The sequence below is a fragment of the Nocardia pseudovaccinii NBRC 100343 genome, from assembly GCF_001613225.1.
GTDB lineage: Bacteria > Actinomycetota > Actinomycetes > Mycobacteriales > Mycobacteriaceae > Nocardia > Nocardia pseudovaccinii.
In genome coordinates this window covers 1-25,982 of the sequence record NZ_BDBY01000357.1, presented here as the reverse complement: position 1 = coordinate 25,982, position 25,982 = coordinate 1, and the positions used below count along the sequence as shown (strand labels likewise).

Annotated in this window: 26 protein-coding genes; 10 read left to right on the top strand and 16 right to left on the bottom strand. The window is 65.5% G+C overall.

Annotated features, from left to right (window positions below):
- Window positions 1-7: 7 nt before the first annotated feature.
- From NP3_RS38780 to NP3_RS38770, 3 genes are read right to left on the bottom strand one after another with little or no spacing between them, the layout of a single operon-like run.
- Window positions 8-1,204: a thiolase family protein gene (locus NP3_RS38780; RefSeq protein WP_063046686.1), complete on the bottom strand. Its 1,197-nt coding sequence runs from the start codon at window positions 1,202-1,204 to the stop codon at window positions 8-10.
- Between the two features lie 23 nt (window positions 1,205-1,227).
- Window positions 1,228-2,301 (bottom strand): thiolase family protein, encoded by a 1,074-nt coding sequence (locus NP3_RS38775; RefSeq protein ID WP_063046695.1) that lies wholly within the window; start codon window positions 2,299-2,301, stop codon window positions 1,228-1,230.
- A 24-nt stretch (window positions 2,302-2,325) separates the two neighbouring features.
- Window positions 2,326-3,318 (bottom strand): Zn-ribbon domain-containing OB-fold protein, encoded by a 993-nt coding sequence (locus tag NP3_RS38770; RefSeq protein WP_245721289.1) that lies wholly within the window; start codon window positions 3,316-3,318, stop codon window positions 2,326-2,328.
- A gap of 193 nt (window positions 3,319-3,511) precedes the next feature.
- Here NP3_RS38770 and NP3_RS38765 point away from each other — a divergent pair, with 193 nt between their 5' ends.
- Both NP3_RS38765 and NP3_RS38760 read left to right on the top strand, forming a co-directional pair.
- On the top strand, window positions 3,512-4,549 hold the full coding sequence (locus tag NP3_RS38765; protein WP_063046684.1) for an LLM class F420-dependent oxidoreductase: 1,038 nt from the start codon (window positions 3,512-3,514) through the stop codon (window positions 4,547-4,549).
- An 85-nt stretch (window positions 4,550-4,634) separates the two neighbouring features.
- Window positions 4,635-6,164, top strand: coding sequence for an acyl-CoA synthetase (locus tag NP3_RS38760; RefSeq protein WP_063046694.1), 1,530 nt, complete (start codon window positions 4,635-4,637; stop codon window positions 6,162-6,164).
- A gap of 542 nt (window positions 6,165-6,706) precedes the next feature.
- Here the strand turns inward: NP3_RS38760 and NP3_RS38755 are convergent.
- Window positions 6,707-7,699 carry a sigma-70 family RNA polymerase sigma factor gene (locus NP3_RS38755; RefSeq protein ID WP_063046683.1) on the bottom strand — a complete coding sequence of 331 codons (993 nt, stop codon included), beginning with the start codon at window positions 7,697-7,699 and terminating at the stop codon, window positions 6,707-6,709.
- A gap of 184 nt (window positions 7,700-7,883) precedes the next feature.
- Between NP3_RS38755 and NP3_RS38750 the strand changes: the two genes are divergently transcribed.
- A complete protein-coding gene (locus NP3_RS38750; protein WP_063046693.1) occupies window positions 7,884-8,300 on the top strand; it encodes a VOC family protein in 417 nt (138 codons plus the stop codon).
- A 68-nt stretch (window positions 8,301-8,368) separates the two neighbouring features.
- Here NP3_RS38750 and NP3_RS38745 read toward each other — a convergent pair whose 3' ends face one another.
- Window positions 8,369-9,145, bottom strand: coding sequence for a crotonase/enoyl-CoA hydratase family protein (locus NP3_RS38745; RefSeq protein ID WP_063046682.1), 777 nt, complete (start codon window positions 9,143-9,145; stop codon window positions 8,369-8,371).
- Between the two features lie 85 nt (window positions 9,146-9,230).
- Between NP3_RS38745 and NP3_RS38740 the strand changes: the two genes are divergently transcribed.
- Window positions 9,231-10,880 carry an acyl-CoA synthetase gene (locus NP3_RS38740; protein WP_063046681.1) on the top strand — a complete coding sequence of 550 codons (1,650 nt, stop codon included), beginning with the start codon at window positions 9,231-9,233 and terminating at the stop codon, window positions 10,878-10,880.
- 7 nt (window positions 10,881-10,887) lie between these two features.
- The gene (locus NP3_RS38735; protein ID WP_281197664.1) at window positions 10,888-11,718 is read left to right on the top strand and encodes a thioesterase family protein; all 831 of its coding nucleotides are present in this window, start codon (window positions 10,888-10,890) and stop codon (window positions 11,716-11,718) included.
- 41 nt (window positions 11,719-11,759) lie between these two features.
- Here NP3_RS38735 and NP3_RS38730 read toward each other — a convergent pair whose 3' ends face one another.
- Window positions 11,760-12,941, bottom strand: coding sequence for an FAD-dependent oxidoreductase (locus NP3_RS38730; protein WP_063046679.1), 1,182 nt, complete (start codon window positions 12,939-12,941; stop codon window positions 11,760-11,762).
- A 100-nt stretch (window positions 12,942-13,041) separates the two neighbouring features.
- Here NP3_RS38730 and NP3_RS38725 point away from each other — a divergent pair, with 100 nt between their 5' ends.
- Window positions 13,042-13,632 (top strand): TetR/AcrR family transcriptional regulator, encoded by a 591-nt coding sequence (locus tag NP3_RS38725; protein ID WP_063046678.1) that lies wholly within the window; start codon window positions 13,042-13,044, stop codon window positions 13,630-13,632.
- Here NP3_RS38725 and NP3_RS38720 read toward each other — a convergent pair.
- The 6 genes from NP3_RS38720 to NP3_RS38695 form a co-directional block, all read right to left on the bottom strand.
- Window positions 13,629-14,390, bottom strand: a complete 762-nt coding sequence (locus NP3_RS38720; protein ID WP_063046677.1) for an SDR family NAD(P)-dependent oxidoreductase — start codon at window positions 14,388-14,390, stop codon at window positions 13,629-13,631. The two genes, NP3_RS38725 and NP3_RS38720, sit on opposite strands and share 4 nt — an antisense overlap.
- The gene (locus NP3_RS38715) at window positions 14,387-15,361 is read right to left on the bottom strand and encodes a hypothetical protein (RefSeq protein WP_063046676.1); all 975 of its coding nucleotides are present in this window, start codon (window positions 15,359-15,361) and stop codon (window positions 14,387-14,389) included. Before NP3_RS38715 ends, NP3_RS38720 begins: the two co-directional genes overlap by 4 nt.
- A gap of 189 nt (window positions 15,362-15,550) precedes the next feature.
- Window positions 15,551-16,342, bottom strand: coding sequence for an alpha/beta fold hydrolase (locus NP3_RS38710; protein ID WP_063046675.1), 792 nt, complete (start codon window positions 16,340-16,342; stop codon window positions 15,551-15,553).
- A 71-nt stretch (window positions 16,343-16,413) separates the two neighbouring features.
- Entirely contained in the window at window positions 16,414-17,523 is a 1,110-nt protein-coding gene (locus tag NP3_RS38705; RefSeq protein ID WP_063046674.1) for a cytochrome P450, read from the bottom strand.
- Between the two features lie 38 nt (window positions 17,524-17,561).
- Window positions 17,562-18,464, bottom strand: coding sequence for an SMP-30/gluconolactonase/LRE family protein (locus NP3_RS38700; RefSeq protein WP_063825033.1), 903 nt, complete (start codon window positions 18,462-18,464; stop codon window positions 17,562-17,564).
- Window positions 18,458-19,603: a cytochrome P450 gene (locus NP3_RS38695; protein WP_063046672.1), complete on the bottom strand. Its 1,146-nt coding sequence runs from the start codon at window positions 19,601-19,603 to the stop codon at window positions 18,458-18,460. Before NP3_RS38695 ends, NP3_RS38700 begins: the two co-directional genes overlap by 7 nt.
- 86 nt (window positions 19,604-19,689) lie before the next feature.
- Between NP3_RS38695 and NP3_RS38690 the strand changes: the two genes are divergently transcribed.
- Both NP3_RS38690 and NP3_RS38685 read left to right on the top strand, forming a co-directional pair.
- Window positions 19,690-20,301, top strand: coding sequence for a TetR/AcrR family transcriptional regulator (locus tag NP3_RS38690; RefSeq protein ID WP_245721287.1), 612 nt, complete (start codon window positions 19,690-19,692; stop codon window positions 20,299-20,301).
- 47 nt (window positions 20,302-20,348) lie between these two features.
- The gene (locus tag NP3_RS38685) at window positions 20,349-21,107 is read left to right on the top strand and encodes a helix-turn-helix transcriptional regulator (protein ID WP_063046670.1); all 759 of its coding nucleotides are present in this window, start codon (window positions 20,349-20,351) and stop codon (window positions 21,105-21,107) included.
- Between the two features lie 33 nt (window positions 21,108-21,140).
- Here NP3_RS38685 and NP3_RS38680 read toward each other — a convergent pair whose 3' ends face one another.
- The 4 genes from NP3_RS38680 to NP3_RS38665 all read right to left on the bottom strand — a co-directional run bounded on the left by NP3_RS38680 (window position 21,141) and on the right by NP3_RS38665 (window position 24,381).
- On the bottom strand, window positions 21,141-21,578 hold the full coding sequence (locus NP3_RS38680; RefSeq protein WP_063046669.1) for a type II toxin-antitoxin system VapC family toxin: 438 nt from the start codon (window positions 21,576-21,578) through the stop codon (window positions 21,141-21,143).
- Window positions 21,568-21,810 (bottom strand): AbrB/MazE/SpoVT family DNA-binding domain-containing protein, encoded by a 243-nt coding sequence (locus tag NP3_RS38675; protein WP_245721286.1) that lies wholly within the window; start codon window positions 21,808-21,810, stop codon window positions 21,568-21,570. The genes NP3_RS38680 and NP3_RS38675 overlap by 11 nt, the downstream gene beginning before the upstream one ends.
- 174 nt (window positions 21,811-21,984) lie before the next feature.
- Window positions 21,985-23,091, bottom strand: coding sequence for an acyl-CoA dehydrogenase family protein (locus NP3_RS38670; RefSeq protein WP_063046668.1), 1,107 nt, complete (start codon window positions 23,089-23,091; stop codon window positions 21,985-21,987).
- A 96-nt stretch (window positions 23,092-23,187) separates the two neighbouring features.
- On the bottom strand, window positions 23,188-24,381 hold the full coding sequence (locus NP3_RS38665) for an acyl-CoA dehydrogenase family protein (protein ID WP_063046667.1): 1,194 nt from the start codon (window positions 24,379-24,381) through the stop codon (window positions 23,188-23,190).
- 208 nt (window positions 24,382-24,589) lie between these two features.
- Here NP3_RS38665 and NP3_RS38660 point away from each other — a divergent pair, with 208 nt between their 5' ends.
- Window positions 24,590-24,778: a ferredoxin gene (locus NP3_RS38660; RefSeq protein WP_063046666.1), complete on the top strand. Its 189-nt coding sequence runs from the start codon at window positions 24,590-24,592 to the stop codon at window positions 24,776-24,778.
- 45 nt (window positions 24,779-24,823) lie between these two features.
- Window positions 24,824-25,741, top strand: coding sequence for a 3-oxoacyl-ACP reductase (locus NP3_RS38655; RefSeq protein ID WP_063046665.1), 918 nt, complete (start codon window positions 24,824-24,826; stop codon window positions 25,739-25,741).
- The last annotated feature ends 241 nt before the right edge of the window (window positions 25,742-25,982 follow it).

Sequence of the window (25,982 nt, the reverse complement as noted above, 5' to 3'; positions counted from 1 at the left end):
GGGGTCATCAGTTCGGCTGCTCCGAGCCGACCACCCACATCGAGAAGTACTGCGACCCACCGCCATACGCGTGTCCGAGTGCCTTCTTGGCATTCGCGACCTGGTAGTCCCCGGCCCGGCCCATGACCTGCTTCGCGGCCTCGGCGAATCGGATGAGCCCCGAGGCGCCGATCGGATTCGAGGAGAGCACGCCGCCGGACGGATTGACCGGCAGGGTGCCGCCGATCTCGGTCTCGCCCTTATCGGTGAGCTTCCAGCCGTCGCCTTGCGGGACGAAGCCCAGGTTCTCCAGCCACATCGGCTCGAACCAGGAGAACGGCACGTAGATCTCGGCGACATCGATTTCGTTGAGCGGGTCGGTGATTCCGGCGGCCTGCCACAGTGCGGCCGCCGCATCCTGTCCGGCCTGTGGATTGACCTGATCGCGTCCGGCGAAGGTGGTCGGCTCGGTGCGCATGGCGGTGCCGTGCACCCACGCGACCTTCTTGCCGGTGGCCTCGACGGCCTTCGCGGCATCCTCGTCACCGATCACCACGGCGCACGCACCGTCCGAGGACGGGCAGGTCTCGTCGAATCGGATGGGATCCCACAGCATTTGGGAGGAGAGCACCTTCTCCAGCGTGATATCCGGCTGGTGCAGATGTGCCAGCGGATTCTTCGCGCCGTTGCGGCGATCCTTCACCGCCACCATCGCGCCGATATGGCCCGGCGCATTCGAGCGACGGATGTAGGAACGCACGTGCGGTGCGAAGTAGCCGCCCGCACCCGCGCCGACCGGCATGGTGAACGGCACCGGAAACGACAACGCCCACATGGCATTCGATTCCGACTGCTTCTCCCAGGCGATCGCGAGTACGCGCTTGTGCACCCCGGCCTGCACCAGATTGGCGGCGACGATACCGGTGGAGCCGCCGACGGATCCGGCGGTGTGCACGCGCAGCAGCGGTTTTCCGGTGGCGCCCAACGCATCCGCCAGATACAGCTCGGGCATCATGACGCCCTCGAAGAAGTCCGGCGCCTTACCGACCACCACCGCATCGATATCGGCGATGGAGAGTCCGGCGTCGACCAGTGCACGATCGATCGCCTCGCGGCACATGCCCGCCATGGACACATCGGTTCGTTTCGTCACGTGATGGGTTTGTCCGGTGCCGAGCACCGCAGCAGGGAAACGCCCGCCCGTCGCCCGACCACCACCCCCCATTGAATCGCTACGCGATACCGTGCTCATCTTGCCTCCGAATCCAAAACGGCTACCAAGTTCTGTTGCAGGGCAGGACCGCTGCTGGCATGGGCGAGCGCGCGATTCGCGGTGCCCGCGATAATCGCCTCGGCCGCGAAGCCGATGCGCTCGAGACCCGCCGAGAACATCGGATTGGCGGCGAGTGCGCCGCCCGACGGATTCACCTTGGTCTCGGACCGCAGGCCGATGGCCTCGGCGAGAATCAGCTGCTGATGGCTGAACTGCGCATGCAGTTCGGCGATATCGAAGCCGCTGGTATCGCCGCCGGTAACCGACTGAGCCGCCGCCGAAGTCGATGGAGAGACGGTCAGATCGCGGGCGCCGAGATTGGGGGTGTCCACCCGATGCGCCATGCCGGTGATCCAGGCCGGACGTTCGCACAGTTCGCGCGCCCGGTCGCCGACCGCGAGCACAATGGCGGCCGCGCCGTCGGTGACCGGTGCGACATCGTGCGCGCGCAGCGGATCGGCGACATACGGTGTGGCGAGCAGAGTTTCGATATCGCCGGAATCACCGGCGGCCACCGCCGCCATATCGCGCTCGGTCCAGCGTCCGGCATCCAGTCCGGCCTGCGCCTGCAGACCCGCGATGGACAGTGCGTCCGGCCACAGCGGAGTGACCAGATACGGATCGAGCTGCATGGTAAGAACCTGGCGCAGGGTACCCGCCGAAGACTTGCCGAACCCGTACACCAGCGCCGTCTGCGCCTGGCCGGAACGGAGTTTCACGAATGCCTCGTAGAGCGCCCACGCGGCGTCCATTTCGACGTGCGATTCGTTGATCGGCGGCACCGCGCCGATGGCATCGACCGCCGAGATGAACGAGAAGGCGCGGCCGGCAAGGTAATCCGAGGAACCCGAGCACCAGAAGTCGATATCGGACTTGGTAATGCCGAGTCGGGCGTAGAGCTGCTGGAAGATGGGCACCAGCATCTCGACACCATTGGTGGTGCCGAAGGTCTCCGGCACATGCGGTGCGTGAGCAAAGCCCACAACCGCGATGTCGCAAGGGGGATGGTAGCCGTCGGAGCGTGCGGAGACGGCGGGGTGGGTAGGCAGAGCGTTGTTCGTCAACGTGGCCTCTCAGAGATGGTGCTTATAGGTCTCGTAGTCGGCATCCGGCTCGCCGGTGGGTCGGAAGTGGTCCACATTGCTGAGCCCGAAGCCCCACTCCTCGCGCGGTTTCCACACCGCCTCCACCCGCATGCCCATCCGCACCTCGCTCGCGTCGCATCCGAGCACCAGGTGCAGCACCGGGATATCCGCGCCGTCGAGCAGCACATATGCCGCCACGTACGGCGGCTTGATCCGCTGGCCCATGAACGGCACATTCACGATGCAGAAGGTGGTGACGATGCCGCGGTCGGGCAGTTCGACGATTTCGTCGGTAGGCCTGCCGTCGGTCGGATTGGCGCCGCGCGGCGGGAAGTACACCTTGCCCGCGGCGTCCGTGCGCCCGCCAAGCAGCTTGCCCTCGGCCAGACCGCGCAGGTAGATGGTCTCCTGCGGCGACGCGCTGTGCGTGTACTGCAGGTCGACCGGGGTGATGAGTACCTCGATCGGCTCGCCGTCCGCGCTGGATTCCGCCGGTGCGGTGGACGTCTCGCCCGGCTCGAAGCAGGCGATGTCCTTGATGCTGCCGATGGTCTCGTCGGCCCAGCGCGCGACCACGCGCAGTCCGGTGTGAATGTCCTCGGGTGTGGAAACATCGACGGCGTGCAGCAGCGTGGTGTCCGCGCCGTCGAGCTTGATCAGTGCCCAGGCGAACGGGCGGTCGAACGGCTGACCGGGCAGCGGATCGCGCACGAAGGTCCACGACTGGACGGTGCCGGTATCGGCCACATCGACGAATTCGGTCAGCGGTGCGGAGGTGACCGGATCGTATTCCGGCGGCGGCACCAATACCCGCCCGTCCGAGCCGCGCACACCGACGATCCGGCGGGCGCGCAGCTTGGCCAGGAAGGTGCCGATGGTCGGTCCGACCGATCGGGTGTAGTCGAATTGCACCCGAAGGGGTGCACTGAGTACGTCGGGCGCGGCAGTGTGCCCACCCGAGCCCCGACCACCACCCCCCATCGAGTCGCTGCGCGACGCAGTGTTCATCGACCCTCTCTCATCCGCGATTGTCCCGGATGCGGTATGCCCACCCGTCGCCCGACCACCACCCCTCGAGGAATCGCTCCGCGACGCAGTATTTTCATCAGCCACGAAATCGAGTAGAACAGGTTCTTATTCTGGTGGCAAGAAGTTGGCTGGAAAGAGGTCTCCCATGAAGTTCGGATTGCAACTCGGGTACTGGATGGCGCAGCCGCCACAGAATGCCGGTGAGATGGTGGTCGCCGCCGAAGCGGCCGGTTTCGATGCGGTCTTCGCGGCCGAATCCTGGGGATCGGATGCCTTCGGGCCGCTGATGTGGTGGGGCTCGTCGACGAATCGGGTGCGGCTGGGCACCTCGGTGGTGCAGATGTCGGCGCGCACGCCCGCCGCGACGGCCATGCACGCACTGACGCTGGACCATCTCAGCGGCGGCCGGGCCATCCTCGGGCTCGGCGTTTCGGGTCCGCAGGTAGTGGAGGGCTGGTACGGACAGCCGTTCGCCAAGCCGTTGCAGCGCACCAGGGAGTACGTCGGCATCATTCGCCGCATTCTGGAGCGGCAGGCGCCGGTCACCAATGACGGGCCGCAGTACCCGCTGCCCTACACCGGACCCGGTGCGACTGGACTCGGCAAGCCGCTCAAGCCGATAGTGCATCCGCTACGAGCGGATTTGCCGATCTGGCTGGGCGCGGAGGGGCCGAAGAATGTGGCGCTGACGGCCGAGATCGCCGACGGCTGGCTGGCGATCTACTACGCGCCGCGGCTGGCCGGGATGTATAACGACTGGCTCGACGAGGGCTTCGCGAGGGCCGGCGCGCGGCGTTCGCGGGCGGATTTCGAGATCGCCGCGAGCTGTCAGGTGGTGATCACCGACGATCCGAAGAGCGAGTTGGAGCGGATGCGCTGGATCATGGCGCTCTACATCGGCGGCATGGGCGCACCCGAACTGAATTTCCACGCCCAGGTCTACCGGCGGATGGGCTATGAGCGCGAGGTCGACGAGATCGGCAGGCTGTTCCAATCCGGGAAGAAGGCCGAGGCTGCCGCCATGGTGCCGGATGAGCTGATTTTGGATACATCGATCATCGGCGACGAGGAGCATGTGCGTAAGCAACTCGGCGTGTGGGAAGCCGCGGGCGTCACCGAGATGCTGGTGTCGGTTCCAGATTTCGAGCAATTGCATCGGCTCGCACCCCTTGTACAGATGTAGAACACGTTCTAGATTCGTAAGGGTGACTGATTCACCCGCCCCGTCGGCTCCGCCTCCTCACCATCCCCCGAGGGAGTCAGTAGAAATTCTCGGTCTCTGGAACATCGCGAACGCGGAACCTGATCGGATCGCACTGGTGGATCCATCCGGCCGCGAGGTGAGCTATCGCGAATTGGCCACGCTCGCAAACCGCTACGGCACCGGACTGCGGGCGCTCGGCCTGCGGCCCGGCGACGTGCTGGTCAGCATGGTGCACAACTGCGTCGAGGCGGTCGCCGCCTACTTCGCGGCCTATCAGGCCGGGCTGTACATCGTCGCGGTGAACTGGCATCTGACCGGTCCGGAGGTCGCCTACATCCTCGGCGACAGCGAGGCCAAGGCGTTCATCGCCAGTGATCGGTTCGCCGCCGCCGCGATCGCCGCCGCGGATGAGGCCGGGCTGCCCGCCACCGCGCGCTTCGCGGTCGGCGAGATCGAGGGCTTCAAATCGGTGTCGTGGCTGGGTGCCGCCGATACCGGTCGCCCCGATAACCGGACCACCGGCGCGCCGATGCTCTACACCTCGGGAACTACAGGGCGGCCCAAGGGTGTTCGGCGTCCGCTCACCGGCACCGACCCCGATGTCGTACCGCCGCATTCGCCCGCCTTCTTCGGCCTGTTCGGGCTGAAGCCCTACGACGATCACGTGCACATCTGCGGTTCGCCGCTGTACCACACCGCCGTGCTGAACTTCGCGACGATCTCGATCCAGTTGGGGCACAAGGTCGTTCTGATGGATCGCTGGGACGCCGAGGAAATGCTGCGGCTCATCGACAAACACCGGGTCACCCACAGCCATATGGTGCCGACCCAATTCCACCGCCTGCTCGCGCTGCCCGCGGATGTGCGCGCCAAGTATGACGTTTCGTCGCTGCGCAGCATGGTGCACGGCGCGGCGCCGTGCCCGGCCGAGACAAAGCGGCAGATGCTGGAGTGGTGGGGCCCGACGGTCACCGAGTACTACGCGGCCACCGAGGGCGGCGGCACGGTGATCAACGGGACCGAATGGCTCACGAAGCCCGGCTCGGTCGGCAAGGCCTGGCCCTGGTCGGTGATCAAGGTGCTGAGCGAGGAAGACGGTTCCGAAGTTCCCGCGGGTGAGACCGGTCTGGTCTACATGCGCATGGGCGCGTCCAGCTTCGAATACCACCACGCCAAGGAGAAGACCGAAGAGGCAAGGGTCGGTGACCTTTTCACGGTCGGCGATATCGGCCACCTCGATGAGGACGGCTACCTCTACCTGCACGACCGCCGCTCCGATCTGATCCTGTCCGGCGGTGTGAACATCTACCCGGCCGAGATCGAGAACGTGCTGACCACCCACCCGAAGGTCGAGGATGTCGCGGTCTTCGGTCTGCCCCACCCGGATTGGGGCCAGGAGGTCAAGGCCGTCGTCCAGCCGGTCGCGGGTGTCGAGGGCAACGACGAACTCACGACAGAGCTATTGGCCTACGCCGCAACCCAATTGGCGAAGTACAAAATGCCCCGCTCCATCGACTACCTCGACGAACTCCCCCGCGACCCCAACGGCAAGCTCTACAAGCGCAAACTCCGCGACCGCTACATCCCGGCCTAGCTGCCGTTCGAACGTTGGACCGCCGTGGCTCGTCCAGCGATCAAGATCAGGTGGCGGTGGTGGCGGGGGCTTCTCGGGCGATGCCGCCCCAGTTTCCACGTGATCACATGTCCAACTCGGAGGGGCGGTTTGTGGTGGTTTTGGTGGGGCGGGGCTGGGCGCGTCGTGTGACGTAACCGGCTTGGCTTGCGGGGTCGGGGGGCAGGCTCGCGGGTTCCAGCTTGGTCGACTGGCTGTGGTTGCGTTCTCGAGAGTTTGGCGAGGGTAGTCAAATGGTGGCCGACCAGCCGGATCAACCGCCATTTGACTACCGTCGAGCGCTGGAACGCTGCGGTGGTCTGCCCCTGCGGGCTGGACTTCGCCTGTCCCTCCCCGCACCGTCCCAACCCTCCCCGCCCGTCCCTCTGCGAACCCTCCCCGCCCGGGACCCCGGACCCAACCTCACCCAACCGGTTCGCGTGCTGGACTTCTGCCCTTCCCGCCCGGACCCCTTCCCGCCCGGCCCCCTTCCCGCCCGGACCGAGGACCGCCCGGACCCAACCTCACCCAACCGGTTCGCGCAGCTCCGGCGCCAAACCGAAGAGCGGGAACAGCTTTTCGGTGTCGAGGAAGAAGTTGAGTCCGGCGATCGAGTCGCCGTCCAACTCCAGCACCGTGATGGACCACGGCACCCAGACGCCCGGCTCGGTCTCGCTCGGCTTGTAGTGGCCGAACGCGGGCAGACCGTTGGCGCCTGCCAACCGGATCATGCGGGAATCGCGGCAGCCCTTGCCGTGGCCGAGCATGAAAGCGGCCACATTCTCGGGGCCCGAGACCCAGAGTTCGATCGGCGGCATGGACAGTGCCACATCGGTTTTCAGCAGGGTGGTCAGGGTGTCCATATCGTAGGCCTCGAAGGCCTTGACGAAATCGTCGACGAGTTTGCGCTGATCGTCATCGGTTTCGTCGTAGGTGTCGGTGGCGGTCGGCTGCACCTTCGACATGGTGGCCCTGGCGCGCTGTAGTGCGCTGTTCACCGAGGCGGGGGACATGGTGAGTGCCTCGGCCGTCTCGCTGGCCGAGAACCGCAGCACCTCGCGCATGATCAGGATGGCGCGCTGGGTCGCGGGCAGGTGCTGACAGGCCGCGACGAACGCCAGCCGCAATGTGTCCTTGGCCGAGGCGTGCTCGGCCGGATCCGATCCGAAGGCCAGTGCGTTCGGGATCGGTTCGATCCAGACGTAATCCGGCTGCGGCATCGGCAGCGGCGAATCCGGCCGCGACGGACCGGACAGATCCATCGGCCTGGCCCGGCGCTGCGGGCCGTCGAGCATATCGAGGCAGACATTGGTGGTGATCTTGTACAGCCACGACCTCAGGCTGGCGCGACCCTCGAACGAGTCGTAGGACTTCCACGCGCGAGTGAAGGTCTCCTGCACCGCATCCTCCGCTTCGAAGGAGGAGCCGAGCATGCGATAGGCGTAGGCGCACAGTTCCCGCCGGTGTCCTTCGAAGGATTCGAGGACGTCCGGGGTGAGGCCGACGGAGTCGTTCATGGGTGTCACCCTGCCACAGCCCACCGACACATTCGAGACCCGAATTGCCTGTACCTGCGGCTTCAAGATCAATCACTGCGGGGCGACAGATGTGTTCGGCCACACAGTGCTCGGGACCGATGAGTTTCGCGCGGTCGATCCGTCTTTACATAGAGACCGCCGACGCCGACGTAAGGGATTCCGCATGCCCAGCAAGATGATCTTCATCAACCTCCCCGTCGCGGACCTGGGCCGGTCCAGAAACTTCTACGAGGCGATCGGCTGGAAGGTGAATCAGGACTTCACCGATGAGAACGCCGCGTGCATCGTCATCGACGACAACATCTGCGCCATGCTGCTGACCAAGGACTTCTATTCGAACTTCAGCAAGCGCCCGATCGCCGACACGATCGCGACCAGCGGCGGCGCGTACGCGTTATCCCTGGGCAGCGCACAAGAGGTCGACGCACTCACCAATGCCGCCCTGGCCGCAGGCGCCACCGAGGAAATCAACGAGGATCGCCGCGCCCAGGAAGCCCAGGTCGGCATGTTCGGCCGCACGTTCATCGATCCGGATGGCCACCAGTGGGAGCCCTTCTGGATGGACTACCCCGGCAACTGATCGACGCCGATGCCGGTCGAGTGGTGGCCCGGGTGCCACCACTCGACTTGCCTCGGCGCGAACGTAGTTCAGCTGCCGGTGAAGGTGGGCTTGCGCTTCTCCGCGAAGGCCTTCGGGCCCTCCTTGGCATCGGCCGACCGGAAGACCGACATGCCGAGCTTCGCCTCGATCTGGAAGGCGTCCTCTTCCGGCATGGCCTCGGTCTCCCGAATGGTGCGCAGAATTGCCTGCACCGCGAGGGGACCGTTGGCCGCGATCTGCGCGGCGAGTTCAAGTGCCTTGTCCAGTGCGGTGCCGTCCGGGACCACATGCCCGATCAGCCCGATCTCCTTGGCCTCGCCAGCGCTGATGTGCCTGCCGGTCAGCAGAATGTCGGCGGCGACGGTGTAGGGAATCTGCCGGACCAGCCGCACGGCCGAGCCGCCGAGCGGGAACAGGCCCCAACGCGCCTCGGATACACCGAATTTCGCGCCTTCGGCGGCCACCCGGATATCGGTGCCCTGCAGGATTTCGGTGCCACCGGCGATGGCCGGGCCCTCCACCGCCGCGATCAGCGGTTTGGTGAGTCGACGGCCTTTGAGCAGCGCCTCCAATTTGGTCGGATCGAAGCTGCTCGCGTTGTCGCCGGGGTGCCGCGCGGTCATCGCCTTGAGGTCCATGCCCGCACAGAAAGCACCGCCCGCACCGGTCAGGATCGCGACCCGGATATCGGGATCGTTGTCCACCTGGTCCCAGGCGTCGCGCATGATCGCCATCATCTCGGCCGAAAGGGCATTGCGGGCCTCGGGCCGATTCATGGTGACGATGAGGACGTGATCGCGCTTCTCGACGAGGCAATCTGGCATTGGGAGATTCTCCTGACTTTCCAGGGCCCGGGGTGGGTCAAATTCAGCCTTGTCAGAAACAGTAACACGTTCTATTTTTAGCTCTGTGAGCTACAACATAGCGGACCTAGTCGAACACGCCATCGATCTGATGCCCGACCGCGTAGCGCTGGCCGACGACGGCCGCGAGGTGACTTACGCGCAGCTCGAGGAGCGGGCCAACAAACTCGCGAACTACCTGCTGCAACAGGGTGTCCAACCGGGTGACAAGGTGGGCATCTATTCGCGGAACACGGTCGAGGCTGTCGAGGCCATGGTCGCGGTCTTCAAGGCGCGCGCCGTGATGATCAACGTGAATTTCCGTTACGTCGAGAACGAGTTGCAGTACATTTTCGACAATTCGGATATGGTCGCGCTGATCCACGAGCGCCGCTACAGCGACCGGGTGGCCGGGGTTCGCCCGAATACGCCCCTGCTGAAGACGGTCATCGTCGTGGACGACGATACGACGGGCACCATTGCGACCGCAGCCGATTCGGTGGAATACGAGACGGTGCTGGCCGAGTCCTCCGGTGAGCGCGACTTCGGCGAGCGCTCCTCCGATGACATCTTCATGCTCTACACCGGCGGCACCACCGGCCTGCCCAAGGGCGTCATGTGGCGGCACGAGGACTGGTGGCGCGTGCTCGGCGGCGGCATCAACTTCCTCACCGGCGAATACGTCGAGGACGAATGGCATCAGGCCAAGACCGGTGCGGGCAATCCGCAGATGGTCCGGTTCCCGATTCCGCCGATGATCCACGGCGGCTCACAGACCGCGACATTCCACAGCCTGTTCGACGGCGGTAAGGCCGTGATGATTCCGGAGTTCACCGGACACGGCGTGTGGCAGCACATCGACCGGCACAAGATCAACCTCATCTTCATCACCGGTGACGCCATGGCCCGGCCGATGATGGACGCGCTCGCCGAGGGCAATCCGGAAACCGGTGAGCCGTACGACCTTTCGAGCCTCTACCTGATCGCCAGCAGTGCGGCGCTGTTCTCGCCGACGCTCAAAGACCAGTTCCTGGAACGCCTGCCGAACCGGATGATCACCGATTCCATCGGGTCCTCCGAGACCGGCTTCGGCGGTCTCGCCGTTGTCGCCAAGGGCGCCAACCACACCGGTGGTCCGCGGGTGAAGATCGATGCCGCCACCCAGGTGCTCGACGACCAGGGCAATCCGGTGGCACCGGGCTCCGGGCAGGTCGGGTTCCTCGCGCGCAGCGGCCACATTCCGGTCGGCTACTACAAGGACGAGGCCAAGACCAAGGCAACGTTCAAGGAGTTCAACGGAATTCGCTACTCCATCCCCGGCGACTACGCCCGGGTCGAGGAGGACGGCACCGTCACCATGCTCGGCCGCGGTTCGGTGAGCATCAATAGCGGCGGCGAGAAGATCTATCCGGAGGAGGTCGAGGGTGCGCTCAAGATCCACCCCGAGATCTTCGACGCGCTCGTGGTCGGCGTTCCGGACGAGCGGTGGGGACAGCGGGTGGCGGCGGTCGTGCAGTGTCGTGGCGACAAACGTCCCACCCTCGACGAACTGCGTCCGGTGCTCACCCAGGAGATCGCGCCCTACAAGCTGCCGCGCAGCGTGTGGTTCGTCGATCAGATCAAGCGCAATCCGGCGGGCAAGCCCGATTACCGTTGGGCCAAGGCGCAAACCGAGGAGCGCCCGGCCGACGAGCACATCGAGGCGAGCAGCAAGTAAATTGGCTATTCGCCTGGGGTTTTTCGAGGAGACCGCACTCGGCTTCGAGCCGTTGCCGTTCGCCGCAAGTGCCTGGTCGCCGGATATGATCAACGGTCCCGCCATCTGTGGACTGCTGGCACAGGCGCTCGAACGTGAACACGGTCGGGACGGATTCGTGCCCGCCAGGCTTACCGTCGACCTGTTCCGGCCGACGCGCAGGCAACCGGTCCAGGTGGTCACCGAATCGGTGCGCGACGGGCGGCGGATCCGGGTCGCGGATGCCGCGCTGATGCAGGACGGTGTCGATGTGGCCAGGGCGACGGCGGTCTTCTTGAAGAAGTCGGTACAGCCGCCGGGGGAGCTGTGGACTCGGCAGGATCAACCCGCGCCGCCGCCGGTCGAGATCTCGCCGCCGACGGATCTGCCCCGTGCTCCGATGTGGGGCAGCGATGCCCATGCCGACGGCTGGTCGACGCGGATCGGTGAACATCAGAACGGCAGTCGCAAACGGACCTGGCAGGTGCCGATGTCGTTGATCGAGGGGCAGACGCCGTCCGCATTCGTCGGTGCGACCATCATCGGCGAGGGGACCAGCATGATGACCAATTGGGGTAGCGCCGGAATCGGATTCATAAACACCGATCTGACACTGGCACTCGCGCGGCCCGCCGTCGGCACGGAAATCGGGCTCGAGGCCGATATGCACATCAGCGCGGAGGGGGTCGCGGTGGGCACCGCGACACTGTTCGATCGGCATGGATCGTTCGGGACCTGTGTGGTGACCGCGCTGTCGAATGCCGAACGTCAGGTCGATTTCTCCAATGGGGTCGACCACATCGAGGCCGCGAATAGGTAAGGCCCGCCGGGCACTTGCCGGGCGGGCCGTTCAGGCAGGGACTATCGGTTGGCGAGTTCCGCGAGGCGGAATGCCAGCTTGTTCCGGACCGCCGGGACGCTGGTCGCCATCGTCATAACGGTATTGCGGACGATGCGTGCCGGGAGCGGTCGCAAGGTGGCCATCTTCGTCATCCGATCGGTGAAGGCGACGACACCGAGAGCCACTGGGCGACGGGTGGTTTCGTAGGCGTCGAGTACGCTGTCGGGCTCGCCGCCGACGACCCGGGCCAGCAGCGGACCGAGGAAAGCCGCATCCTGGATGCCGGTGTTCATGCCTTGTCCGCCCGCCGGGCTGTGCACATGTGCGGCATCGCCTGCCAGCAGCAGACGACCCGCGCGGTAGTGATCCGCGACGCGGTGGTGCACCCGGAAGCGCGAGCTCCACAGCACCTCACGGACTTTCACGCTGCCGCCGGGGCCGCGGGTGTCCAGGATGGTCTGAATATCCTCGACAGCCGGGTGCTCGGGAGCCTCGTCGACGGTCGCGACGACCCGGTACCGATTCGGATCGGTCTCGTCCGGCAGCGGCGCGACCACCGTCACGCCCTCCGGCGAAAGGTGCAGTGCCACTTCGTCACGCGCGATCGGCCAGTCCATCCGGACATCGGCGAGGACGAAGGATTCCGGGTAGGTGTCGCCGGTGAAGCCGATGCCCGCCTGCGCACGGACGACGCTGTGCATACCGTCCGCGCCGACCACATAGTCCGCGCGGATCATGCCGGTCGCGCCCGCGCTGTCGACGTATTCGACTGTGACGCCGTCATTTTCATCGACGACCCCGGTGATTCGGTAGGGCCGGTGCACATCCGCGCCCGCCTTGCGCAACCGTGCGAGCAGTACTGCCTCGGTGGTGTCCTGCGGAACCATCAGCGTGTACGGGTACTCGGTGGGCAGTCCGCCGAACGGCACTGTCGCCAGTGTGCGGTTGCCGTCCAGTACTCGGAAGGTCGGCACCACGATGCCGCGGTCCACGAGTTCCTCGGCGATGCCCAGTTCCCGCAGCACCTCCAGGGTCCTTGCGTGAACCACCGCGGCGCGCGAGGTGTTCGCACCCTCGGTGAGCCGGTCCAGCAGTACGAAGTCGATACCGGCGTCGGCCAGGGTGATCGCGGTGGTCAGTCCGGCCGGACCGGCTCCGACGACAACGACGGAAGTGGTCTCCGGCAGCGGGGTGGTGTTCATCGGAACTCCTAGGTCAACATCTGTAGGCCAACGCTTGTTGGCATAACCGTAACGCGAACCGCTTGTGGAAGTCAACAGTTGTTGGCCTACACTTGTTGGCATGAATATCGAGCCTGATCAACCGCCTGCGCGTCGCTCCGATGCCACCCGCGCGGCCATCCTGGCGGCCGCGCGCGCCCGCTTCGCCGCCGAAGGATTTCGCAAGGCGACCATTCGCGCCATCGCCGCCGATGCCGCGATCGATCCGTCGATGGTGATGCGCTACTTCGGCAGTAAGGACGGGCTTTTCGCCGCGGCGGTCGATGTGCGCCTCGACCTGCCGGATCTCGCCGCGGCCGATCCGGATGCCCTGGGGGAGTTGCTGGTTCGCCGATTCCTGGCGGTCTGGGAGGACCAGTCCGACAACAAGGTGCTGGTGATCTTGCTGCGCTCGTCCATCACCGATGAGGGTGTGAGCCAACGCTTTCGGCAGATCTTCGCCGAACAGGTGCTGCCCGCGGTGCTGCGCTTCGGCGATCCGGCCGACGCGCAGCGTCGCGGGGGTTTGATCGTCACCCAGTTGCTCGGGCTCGCGCTGTGCCGCTACGTGCTCGAGCTGCCGCCGGTGGTCGGCCTGACGCGCGAGCAGATCATCACCGATATCGCACCGACCCTCCAGCGCTACCTGACATCGGAGCCGATCAATCCCTAGACGTGCGCGCCACCGTCTACGTGAATCGTTGTGCCCGTGATGAATTCGCCGTCGGTGGAAGCGACCATCGCGACCACACCGGCGACCATCTCGGGCGATCCGAGCAGTGGCCCGATGGCCGGAGCCATCTTGCTCATCAGGCCCGGATCGATATCCGGTGGCACATCGAGCAGGCTGTAGGTCATGGCCGTCTCGATGCCGCCGGGCGAGACGCAGACCGCGCGCAGATTCCGCTTGCTGTACTCCAGCGCCAGCACCCGCGTGAAGGCCTCCAGTCCGCCCTTGCTCGCCGCGTACGCCGCGCGATACGGCGCGGCATAGGACGCGGCATTAGAGCTGATATTGACCACCACCCCGCGCTCGGACTCCAGTAGTGCGGGCAGGGCGGTCCGAGTCACCAGGAATGTTCCGGTCAGATTGGTGCCGAGGACGGTATTCCACAGCTCGGTGGTGGTCTCGTGGGTATGCGACATGCGCACGATCCCAGCGGCATTCACCAGCACATCCAGGCCATCGGCTATCAGCCCGGGTACCGTCTGCTCGACAGCGGCCTCGTCCGCGATGTCGAGCGACGCGACGGTGAGCCGGGCGCCCGAGCCCTGATCGATGGCGAGCTGGGCGGTCTTGGCGAGGCCATCGCCGGTTCTGCTCACGCCGACCACCTCCGCTCCCTCCTCGAGCAGCCGCAAGACAATGGCCCTGCCGATGCCGGAACCCGCGCCCGTTACCAGCACTCGGCGTTGCGTGAAACGTTTCATACGCTTTGTACATCCCGTTCGGCCAGCAACTGCGCTATCTCGGGCAGCCGGTCGAGATCGATCGGCTCGGCGATCAATTCGACCGGAAAGGGCCGATCTGCGGGCTGTGGCAGCCCGGGGCCGAGGATCAGGCCACCGCGGATGCCGATCCGATCCATTTCCTGGATCAGCGGCTCGTAGCGGGCCGACTGCAAGTTGTTGTGCAGCACAAAATCTCGAACGTCGTCGGCGGTGGTCAAACTGCGCTGCCGGACCGGTGAGCAGACCGGGAATTCCGGATCGCGGAAGGTCATATCGTCGACGAATGCGCGCATGAAATCCGCGGCATGCTGTTGCAGCGGAGAATGGAACGCACCCTTGTACGCATCCAGTACGAACATTTGGCGGGTATCCGAGGACGCCTCGATTTCGACCAGGATCTCTTGCAGTGCCGTGAGATAACCCGAGATCACGAATGATCGGTGCACGTCATCGATCGGGCCGGTGTCGACGGCCAGATGCACACCGGGGCGGCGTGCACCGTAATAGTTCGCCGGATCGTCCTCGATCGGCGTGTACATCAGCCCCATTCCTTGTGCGGCAACACCTTCCGGCAATTCCGGCACGAGCCTGCGGTGATGCAGCATGCCGAACAATTCGTGCCGCTCCACGGCTCCGGCCACGCAGGTGCTGATCAGCGCGCCCAGGCTCAGCCCACCGGCGGCCTCCGGCTCGAAACCGCGTGCGGCCAGGTCCTCGGCGAGACCGAGTGCGAATGCGGCCTGACGCAATGCGCCGAGGCTGTGCCGATCCTCCGGTTCGCTCGCCATTTCCGCGGCCGATTCCCGAGCGCGCAGTCGGTCCACCGATAATCCGGTCACCGCGGCGGCTCCTTCGTAGGCGAGTGCGATGGACGGGCACCGCTCGCAGAACTCATCGATGACTTCGGCGGTCAGGCTGACCTGTCCACCGAACAGAAAAGAAACCCTCATTGCATGTCCTACCCACGCCGGGGGCGCACAATAGCGACACCCACTGCGTATCTGTGAATCACGTTCGACCGGAACGGAATTGGCGGCGCCGCCGTATCGAATACATCAAGCGGGCCCCCCTGTGGGCAAGAGTTTCCCCGGACCAGGCATCGGCCACCCCCTGGCCGGTAGTACCCCCGGTCGGTAGTACTACCGGCCGAGTCGCCCGAGGAATTGCAGCATCAGCTGATCGATTTCACACGCGTGCGTGAGATTCGGTGTGTGCGCTGCGCCCTCGATGGTGTGGAATTCCGCGGGACCACCGAGTCCCTTTGTCAGTAAATCCACCGCATCGTGATCGAAGGCCGGATCTGAGGCGCCGCGCACCAAGAGCGCGGGGCAGGTGATATCGCCGATGAGATCGGAGATGTCGTCGACATTGATCAGACAGTCGGCCGCGGCGGCGACCCGTTCCCGATCACCGCTCAACCATTTGGCCAGCCACGGTTGATGATCGGACCGATCACCGCCGATGATCAAGCCCGCCACCATCTTCGCGATCACGGTCAGCGGCCCGGTCCCGATCCAAGCATCGGTGACCTGGCGATAGCCGACCCGCTGCACGTCGCTGTAGGCCTGCGCCGAACAGCCGAGCAGGATCAGGCCGTCCACTCGCGGCGGGCACAGCAGGGCCATCCGCAGTGCGGTGAATCCGCCCTGCCCGACACCGCCCACGACCACCCGGTCGATGCCGAGGTGGTCGACCACCGACCAGGCATCGCGGGCCAGATCCCAGAAACTGTATGCGCCGTCGTCGTGTTCGGTCAGTCCGTGGCCGCGCGCATCGATCGAGATCACGCGGTATTCCGGGGCAAGTGCGGCAATCTGGTTCGCGAACAATTCGTGATCCATGAAGAAGGCGTGCCCGAGCACCACCGCGGGCCCGGATCCTCCGCTGTCGACGAAGTGCACTTTCGCGCCAGCGGAGGTTACGAAGGGCATAACCGTGCTCCTGTCAGACTGCGTCCCCCGAAATAGAGCAGCCTAACAAGAACCGGTTATACCAACGGTTTTCACCACAGCACGGGCAACTCCTCGACACCGCCGGTGAAGCTGCTGGTGCGCATCGGCACGGCGGCAGGGGCGACGGCCAAGCGCATGGTCGGGAACCGGGTCACCAATTGGGTGAATACGGTGTGCAATTCGATGCGGGCCAGCGGTGCGCCGACGCAGTGCCGCGCACCGTAGCCGAAGGTCACATGGGAGCCGTCCTTCCGGGCCACGTCGACGCGGTCGGGGTCGGTGAAGACGGTCGGATCATGGTTCGCCGCGGTCAGATCCAGCAGGACGAGATCGCCGGTGTGTACCTCGTTTCCGTCGATCTCCATATCGGTGCGCGCATAGCGGGGCATCTGGGTGGCATCCGCCGTCCGCAGGAGTTCTTCGATCGCGGTCGGAACCAATTCGGGATCGTCCACCAGGGCCTGCCATTGGTCGAGGTTTTCCAGCAGCCGTTTGGCGCCGACCCCGATCTGGACCACCGTGGTCTCGTGCCCGCCGAACAACAGACCGAGGCCGAGCGTGGCAATGCCCTGATCGGACAGATCGTCTCGGGCGCACAGCTGCGACAGCACGTCATCGGCCTGGTCGTGCCGTTTGCGTTGGACCAATGACATGAAGTACTCGAACAATCCGGCGACACCCTGCTGCACCTTCGCGGCGTCCTGCTGCTCGCCGAGGGCCTCGGTCCAGGCGCGGAACCGATCGCGGTCGGCATAGGGCACACCGAGCAGTTCGCAGATGACCAATAGCGGCAGCGGCAGCGCCACAGCGGTGTGCAGGTCGGCGGGAGAGCCCTGCGCGGCCATCTCGTCGAACAACCGCGTGGTGAGTTCTTCCACCCTGGGCCGCAAGTCGCGCATTCGCCGCGGTGAGAAGAACGGCACCACCAATTCGCGCAGCCGGGCCTGATCGGCGGGTTCGGTCTCGAAATTGCCGAGCGGACCGCCGAAGAACATCGAATCCGAAGCCCGCGCGGCGGTTTCCGGCGTGGGATGGGCACGACCGAGGCGCGGATCGGCGAACAGTGTCCGCACCTGCGCGTAGCTGGTGGCCAACCAGCCTTCATGGCCGAGCGCGGTGCGCGTCCGCTGGATGGTTTCACCTGTGACGGGGCAGCCCATGTCCACAGTCACTCCTTACGTAGTTCTCGGGGTCGGACTCATTCGGGCAAGCGCACTCGCAGCAGATTGCCGCTGGCGGTGCCGACGACGAATTCCCTTTCGGCGCTTGGTGATACGACGATCGAGGTCATCGGCTCACCCGTCAGGACGGTGCATGTCGAGTGATCCGCCGGATTGATGCGGACGAGTCGGCCCGAGGTGGTGGCGTCGTAGAGCATGCCGTCCGGGCCGATGGCGAGATCGTCGGGAAGCGGTGGCGCGCCGGGTCTGGCGGCCAGATCCGCGACGACGGTGGCGTGCGAGGGATCGTCGAGCGGGATGCGCAGGATGCGGCCGTTCGGGCTGAGATACAGCGTGACGTAGAGCGTGTCACCGTCGACCAGAATGCCGTCGGCGCCGAAATACTTTGTCCGGTCCGACCATTCGGTGTCGACGCTGCCGTCCGGCCGGATCCGGACAACGCCGGTCGAGGTGTCGGCGACGAAAAGGTCTCCCGCGCTATCGAATGCGGCGCCATTGGCCATACCCAGACCGGAGGCGAAGATCTCGGCCCGCGGCGTCTCGGCCGTGGGATCAATGCGGACGACGCCGCCACCGGTCGAGCCGGGTACCAAATTGGTCGGGAAGTTGCCGTAGGTCACGTAGATCAGCTGGTCCGGGCCGAGTTTCACCGCACCGGGATACGCGACCGCGACCCTGGCGGTAACGCGGCCGGACGGGTCATAGCGAACCACTTCGTTGCGTCGCACCCGCGAGACCCACAGGTCACCGCGCGCGTCATAGGCCAGCCCTTCGGCCCAGTCCTCATCCCGAACGACAGCGGCCGCCGCGATCGTGGCGGTAGCCGTTGCGCACGAAACCGATTCGGCCGCGGCCGAAACCGGAATCACGCCGACGAACGCGCAGGCGATCGCGGTGCCGACCACTATCGGGTTTACCATGCGACGGGCAACGAGGTCAGGCCCTTGGTGACAACGTTCTCGCGCACTGGTAACTCGTCCGGGTCGACCGTCAGATGCAGTGTCGGGAAGCGAGATATCAGCTGACCGAAGGCGACCTGCAATTCGATGCGAGCCAGCGGCGCGCCGGTGCAGTAGTGCAGGCCGTAGCCGAACGCCAGATGCTGCCCCTCCGAGCGGGTCACGTCGAGTTGGCGCGCATTGGTGAAGATCTCTGGATCGTGGTTGGCCGAATCGACGTCCAGCAGCACCAGATCGCCCGTTCGGACGGTGACGCCGTCGATCTCCATATCGGAGCGCGCATAGCGGGCGAAGGCGGTGGAATCGTGTACGCGCAGCAGTTCCTCGATCGCGGCGGGCACCAGCTCCGGCTGATCGACCAGCTGCTGCCACTGCGCCGGATTCCGCAGCAATTGCACTGTGCACAGGCCGATTTCGACGACGGTGGTCTCATGCCCGGCCAAGAGCAAGCCCATGGCAAGCGTCGCGATGGCATCGTCGGCCAGGTCCGGCACCTCGCACAGCTTGGCGATCACGCCCTCTCCCGGTTCCCTGCGCAGCCGTTCGACCAGCGACTTGCAGTACAGGAACCATTCGGCCCCGGCTTGTCCCGACTTCGCGCCATCGCTGGTGTCGAAAAGCGCCTCGCTCCAGATCCGGAACTGCGCGCGATCCTCGTAGGGGACACCGAGTAGTTCGCTGATGACCAGCAGCGGCAGCGGTTCGGCGAAGGCCTTGTGCAGGTCGGCGGGCGACCCCTTTCCGGCCATGTCGTCGAGCAGTTGCGTGGTGAACGCGGCCACCCGCGGCGTGAGTTCGCGCATCCGCTTGGCCGAGAACAGCGGATTGAGCAGTCCGCGCATCCGCGCGTTATCGGCGGGTTCGGTCTCGAAGTTCCCGAACGGGCGGCCGAAGAACACCGACTCCGACGACCGTGCCGCCGTCTCCGGCGTCGGATGGGAACGGCCCAGACGGACATCGGTGAACAGCTCTTTCACTTTGTGATAGCCGCAGACCTTCCAGGCCTCGTCGCCTGTCGCCGTGCGGACGCGGCTGATCGAGCTGGGTGCGGCGTCGGTTCCGGTGAAGGGGCATGCGAGTTCCGATGAGTCGGTGGTCATGGCTCACTCCTTGCTAACAAGCTCTTGTACAAGCAAGCTTAAACATAATTGCTTGTACTATTCCACTTGAACAAGGAGGTGATGTCGTGCCCGAAAGCCCAACGCCCGCCGAGACTTCGGCGCAACCCGTCCGGCGCATGCCGCGTGCCCAGCGGCGCGAGCAGATCCTCGCCGCGGCCACCCGCGCGGTGGCCCGCAACGGTTTCACCGGGACGGGCCTGCCCGATATCGCCGCCGAGGCGGGCATTACGCACGTGATCCTCTACCGTCACTTCGCCTCGAAGGCCGATCTGTACCGGGCCGTGCTGGAACGGGCCTATACCAGGCTCGGCGACGCCGTCGGCACCGAAAAGCTGGACGGCACCAGCATTTCCGCGCTGCTGCGGGCGGCCGCCGCGGATCCTGACGCCTTCCGGCTACTGTTCCGGCACGCGGTCCGCGAGCCCGAATTCCGCGATGTCATCGATATGGTCCGCAGCTATTCGACGATGATCGCGCAGCGGTATCTCACCGATGCCGTGCCCGCGGGGCCGTGGCAGGACTGGGCCGCGCAGGTCATCCCCACCTTCATCCTGGATGCGGTGATCGCCTGGCTCGATGCCGGACAGCCGGATCTCGACGATGCCGCTGAGCGGATCAATCGCGCGGCCCGTGCGCTCATCGAGGTCGCTGGTGGCGAATTGCCCCAGAAGGATTGAGCGGCAAGGCATAACGTCATCCATGGGCGGCGACCCGAAGGAGGAACATGGATGAACTACAGGTGCCGACGCTCGCCGAATTCGTGCGGATGCGGCGGCAGCGGCCGACCGCGGCGCATCCTGGCGGCCTGAGCCGACAGCAGCTCGCCGAGGCGATCCACTCCAGCGTCGGCTATCTCGCCAAGATCGAACAGGGCGGTGCGTTCAATCCGAGCCCCTCGATTCTCGATGCGCTCGCCGAGGTCTTCGCACTGGATCCCGACGATCGCATCCACCTGTATCACCTTGCGCAGCAACGATTCAGCGGCGGACCAAGCCGGCCCGGCCCGGAGCGGCAGCCCGTGCGCAAGACCCTCGACGCCTTGACCCCGCATCTCGCGGCGGCGCTCGACGACGGCTGGCGCATCATCGACTGCAACGACGCCTTCGACGAAGCCTTCCCCGGTCTTGGACCGAACGGACATGCGCTGCGCTGGATGTTCACCGATCCGCGGGCACGTCTGGTGATCGAGGAATGGGAGCGCGAGGCCGATCTGATGGTCGGGCGTTTTCGCGGCTACGCGGGCCATGCCGGTGCCCGAGCCGATGTCCAGTTGCTACTGCGCGAGCTGGGCGCACAGCCCGACTTCCACCGCCTGTGGAATACCGGCCGGGTGTACATCGGCCGTCGCGACCCGACCATCCGGCTCCGAAATCGCAAGACCGGCAAGCCATTCGAAATCCACGTCCAACGATTCCGCACCACGCTGCCCGAGCCGACCCGCCAACTTTTCGTCGGGTTGCTCGGGGATGATGAGGCCAGATAGCCGCTACCGGAGCACAAATCAGTGCGCCCGTTTTCATGGCATGGGCGCGATCAGTTCTACGGTCGGAAAATAGCCGCGATACCGGCCGGGGTCACGTGTCAGGAGTCGATATCCGGCGACTGCGGCGTGGGCGCCGATGTAGAAGTCGGGCGCCGGGGAGCGCTTCTCGCCGCTGTTACGGCGATAGCGCTGAAATGCCTTGCCCGTCAGGAAGCCGGCGCGGAATGGTAGAGCCTCACGCTCGAACTCGTCGGCGGGCAGCAAATCGTCCAGCTCTTCGACGGTGTCGTACCCGACGGAGACCTCTGCGTAGATGATCGGGTTGATGACCACCCGGCCGGAGTCGAGAGCCTCGGTGATTCGGCCCATCGACCACTGCGCCCAGCGCTCGTCATTGGTCATGACATCGAGTAGGACACACGAATCGATGAGGACGGCGGGCCTGCCGATAGGGGTCGGACTACTCGCCACGGAGCAGATCCATGACTTCGTCTGTGCTCATACCTTCGATATCCCGGCTGTCCGCGGTTCCGCGCAGGCGCCGGACGAGGCGTTGGCCACGAGTGGGGGCGCCTTCGGTGCGAACGATCCGAAGGGTGCCGTCGACTTCGATGATTTCGACGTCGTCGCCCTCGCGCAGATTGTGCTTGGCACGCAACTGTGCGGGGATTGTCACCTGGCCCTTGCTGTTGAGCAGCACCATGCCCTCCTAGAGCCGTATCTGTAATACGTGTATTACGTAATACTAGCGCGAACAGCAGGTCGGCCTAACTGCTTCGCTCAGCAATCGGCCCGCCGGTGGCAGGTCCGGCGGGCCGATTCGGGAGTGCGGATCCCGACCCTTTCGAGCGACCTGCAAGCAGTCGCCAGCGCTCGGTCAGGCAGGGGTTTCCGCGAGCAGAGAGCCGATGGCCCGCAGGTGGTCACTCGCCCCGCCCAGTGCGAATTCATTGTGCTTCGCGGCGGTGAAGTAGTTGTGCACGATGTGGTCGCGGTCGATGCCGACGCCGCCGTGTATGTGAACCACGGTGTGCGCCACCCGGTGTCCGGCATCGGCGGCCCAGAACTTGGCCGTGTGTACGGCTTCCGCGCTGGCCAGATCCTCGGAAACCCGCCAGGCGGCCTGGGTGACCGCCAGCCGCAGTCCCTGGACGTCGATGTAGGCGTCGGCGAGGCGCTGCGCGACAGCCTGGAAGCTGCCGACGGCCTTGCCGAATTGTTCACGCTCGCGGGCATATTCGGCGACCAGCTCGAGTGCGCGCTCCAGAGTGCCCAATTGCTGTGCGCTCAGGCCGAGCCAGGCGCGGGTCAGGATCCAGTCCAGGATCTCCGCACCGGAGTCCACCGTCGCGACCAATTCGGCCGGGGTGTCATGGAATTCGACGCCGAATTCGGCGCTGAAGTCGACCACACGCTGGGCTGTCAGGTTCACCGTCGCATCGGCCGGATCGACCAGGAATAGAGCGGGAGCTCCGGAAACCGTGGCGGGGACCAGGATTCGGGCCGCACGATCGGCAAAGGGCACCGTGGTCTTCGCGCCGGTGAGTCGCCAGCCGCCATCGGCCTCGTGCGCGACGGTGGTCGGTTCGGTCGGCTCCCAGTTGTGCTCCTCGGCGAGCCCGGCGGTGAGGATGACGCTGCCCTCACCGGCCTGGCGCGCCCAATCCTGTTGAGCGTCCGAGCCGAAACGCGCGAGTGCACCCGCGCCGACCACGATCGACCACAGATACGGGACCGCGGCGACGTGCTTGCCGAGTTCACGCAGCACGGCACTCTGCTCGAGCGCGCCGAAATCGCCGCCGCCCACCGCGTCCGGCAGTGCGGCGGCCAATACGCCGGTCTCGGCGAGCGACTGCCACAGCGGCTCGTCGAAGCGGCCTTCGGCATCGAGTTCGCGGATCCGGTCCGCGGTGACCAACTTGGCGCAGACCTCGGCGGTCAGGCGGGTCAGATCGAGCTGAGCTTCGGTGGGTGTGAAATCCATGGTGTCTACCTGCTTTCTGCGGTGCGAGCGACGGGCCCGGAGGCGGTAGCTTGCGTGACCACGTAGGGCCCCGGGAGCACCGCGATCTAATACAGCTCAGCGCGCCGCGGCGGGTTGCTTCAGTGCGGTCATGGCGATGATGTCGCGCTGGACCTCGTTGGTGCCGCCACCGAAGGTGAGGATCAGTGCGGCGCGGTGGAACCGCTCCAACCGTCCGCGCAGCTCGGCGCCCGGCGAATCCTGACGCAGATAGGCCTGCGGGCCGAGGATTTCCATCAGCAGCCGGTAGGCCTCGGTGGACAGTTCGGTGCCGTAGACCTTGCAGGTCGAGGCATCCCACGGCCGCGGTGCGGCATCCCCGCCCGCATCGGCCCGGCTGGCGATCTCCCAGTTCAGCAGCTTCAGATATTCGACCTTGGCCTGCACCCTGGCCAGATTGAGCCGCACCCATTCCTGATCGATGACCCGGGAACCGTCGCCCGCCTTGGTGTTGCGCGCCCATTCGGTGGTCTGGTTCAGCGCGACCATGAGCGGTCCGGCCGAGGTGAGCGCGACGCGCTCGTGGTTGAGCTGATTGGTGATCAGCGCCCAGCCGCCGTTCTCCTGGCCGACCAGTGAACTGGTCGGCACCCGGACGTCCTGGTAGTAGGTGGCGCTGGTGTCCGGTCCGGCCATGGTGTGCACCGGCGTCCAGGAGAAGCCCTCGGCGGTGGTCGGCACGATGAGCATGCTGATGCCCTTGTGCTTCTTGGCAGTCGGATCGGTGCGAACCGCGAGCCAGACATAGTCGGCGTACGCGATCAGGCTGGTCCACATCTTCTGGCCGTTGATCACGTAGTCGTCGCCGTCGCGCACGGCGGTGGTGCGCAGGCTGGCCAGGTCGGTGCCCGCGCCCGGTTCCGAATAGCCGATCGAGAAGTGCAGTTCGCCCGCGGCGATCTTGGGCAGGAAGAACTTCTTCTGCTCCTCGCTGCCGTAGTGCATGATCGTCGGCGCCACCGAATTGATGGTGAGGAAGGGCACCGGCGCACCCGCGATGGCCGCCTCATCGGTGAAGATCAGCTGGTCCATGGTCGGGCGGTCCTGGCCGCCGAACTCCTCGGGCCAGGCCAGGGTGAGCCAGCCGTCGCGGCCCATTTCCTGGACCACTTCGCGGTAGACGTTGCCGTGGCCGTACTCGCCGGTGGTCGCGCTCAGCGCGGCTCGGCGCTCCGGGGTGATCAGTCGCGCGAAGTAGTCGCGCAGCTCCGCGCGGAGCTCTTCCTGCTGCGGCGTGTACGCAATGCGCATGGCAATACCTCTTGGGGAATGGTCAGCCGACCGAGCTTGCGGAGTCGGCGGGGTGGGAAGAGTTCAGCCTTCGTTCGGTGTCGGTCAACCGATCATTGCATACGAACTGAAACATGTTCCAGTATTGCTACCGAATCCGCACAATGGCGGTATCCGATATGACCTGGTGTTGTTAGGCTTCGACCAGAGTCCCATTTAAGGAGTTCCCATGAAGGTCACGGTCGATCTGGATCAGTGCGAGGCCAACGGAATCTGTGTCGGAATCGCCCCCGACGTCTTCGAACTCGATGACGAGGACGTGCTGCACATCGTGGAAGCCGACGTACCTGCGGATCGGCTCGCCGATGTCGAGGACGCGGTGGCCCAGTGTCCGAAGGCGGCGCTGAAGTTGCAGTAACCCGGTGCTTGCCGTCGGACAGGAACACGTTCTAGAGTCGGGCTCGTGAGTGATGTAGACAACACGGATGTGAGCCTTGCTGGGCGGGTGGCCATCGTTACCGGTGGCGGCGCCGGACTGGGGCGCGCCGAGGCGCTGGCCTTGGCGGGGGCGGGCGCGTCGGTGGTGGTCAACGACCTGACGGAGTCGGATGCGGTGGCCGAGACCCTCGCCGATATCCGTGCGCTCGGCGCCAAGGCCGAGTTCGTCGCGGGCAGCATTGCCGAGCGGTCGACCGCCGATGCGCTCATCAGCACCGCCGAGGAAGCTTTCGGCAGCGTAGACATCGTGGTGAACAATGCGGGCATCACCCGCGACCGCATGTTGTTCAACATGTCCGACGAAGACTTCGACGCGGTGGTCGCGGTGCATCTGCGCGGTCATTTCCTATTGACTCGCAATGCGGGCGCCTACTGGCGGGCCAAGTCCAAGGCGGCGGGCGCGCCGATCTACGGCAGGCTCGTCAACACCTCTTCCGAGGCGGGCCTGCTCGGCCCGGAGGGGCAGGCCAACTACGGTGCGGCCAAGGCCGGTATCACCGCGCTGACGCTCTCCGCCGCGCGCGGTCTGTCCCGATTCGGCGTACGCGCCAATGCCATTGCGCCCCGGGCGCGCACCGCGATGACCGAGGCGGTCTTCAGTGCGGCGCCGGAGGGCGGCATCGATCCACTCTCGCCCGATCATGTGGCGCGCTTGGTCGCCTATCTCGCTTCGCCCGCCGCCGATGCCGTCAACGGGCAACTGTTCGTCGTGTACGGGCCGATGGTCGCGCTGATGGCCGCGCCGGTCGTCGAGGAGCGCTTCGACGCCGCCGATGATCACTGGTCGGTAAACGATCTCGCCGCCACGCTCGGCGGATACTTCGCGCAGCGGCCCACGGGGCGTACGTTTTCAGCGTCTTCTTTGATCGATCTGGACAACTGACGCTGTGATGGCAGGTGCCATCGGAAGCCAGCTGATCACTCGTCCAGTTGTTGATCACTGATGCGGCGCTTGGTAGACATGGGAGTCGACGGTGCGTGACGCCTCACAAGGGTTAGGCCACCCTCAAATGACACCTGTTACAAATTCATGGGCCGAATTTGAGAAAAATGGCAGTTCAAATATGCCAAAAAGCTTCCTACAGCAATGTGAACATGTTCTAATCGTTGCGGCGATGTGGCCA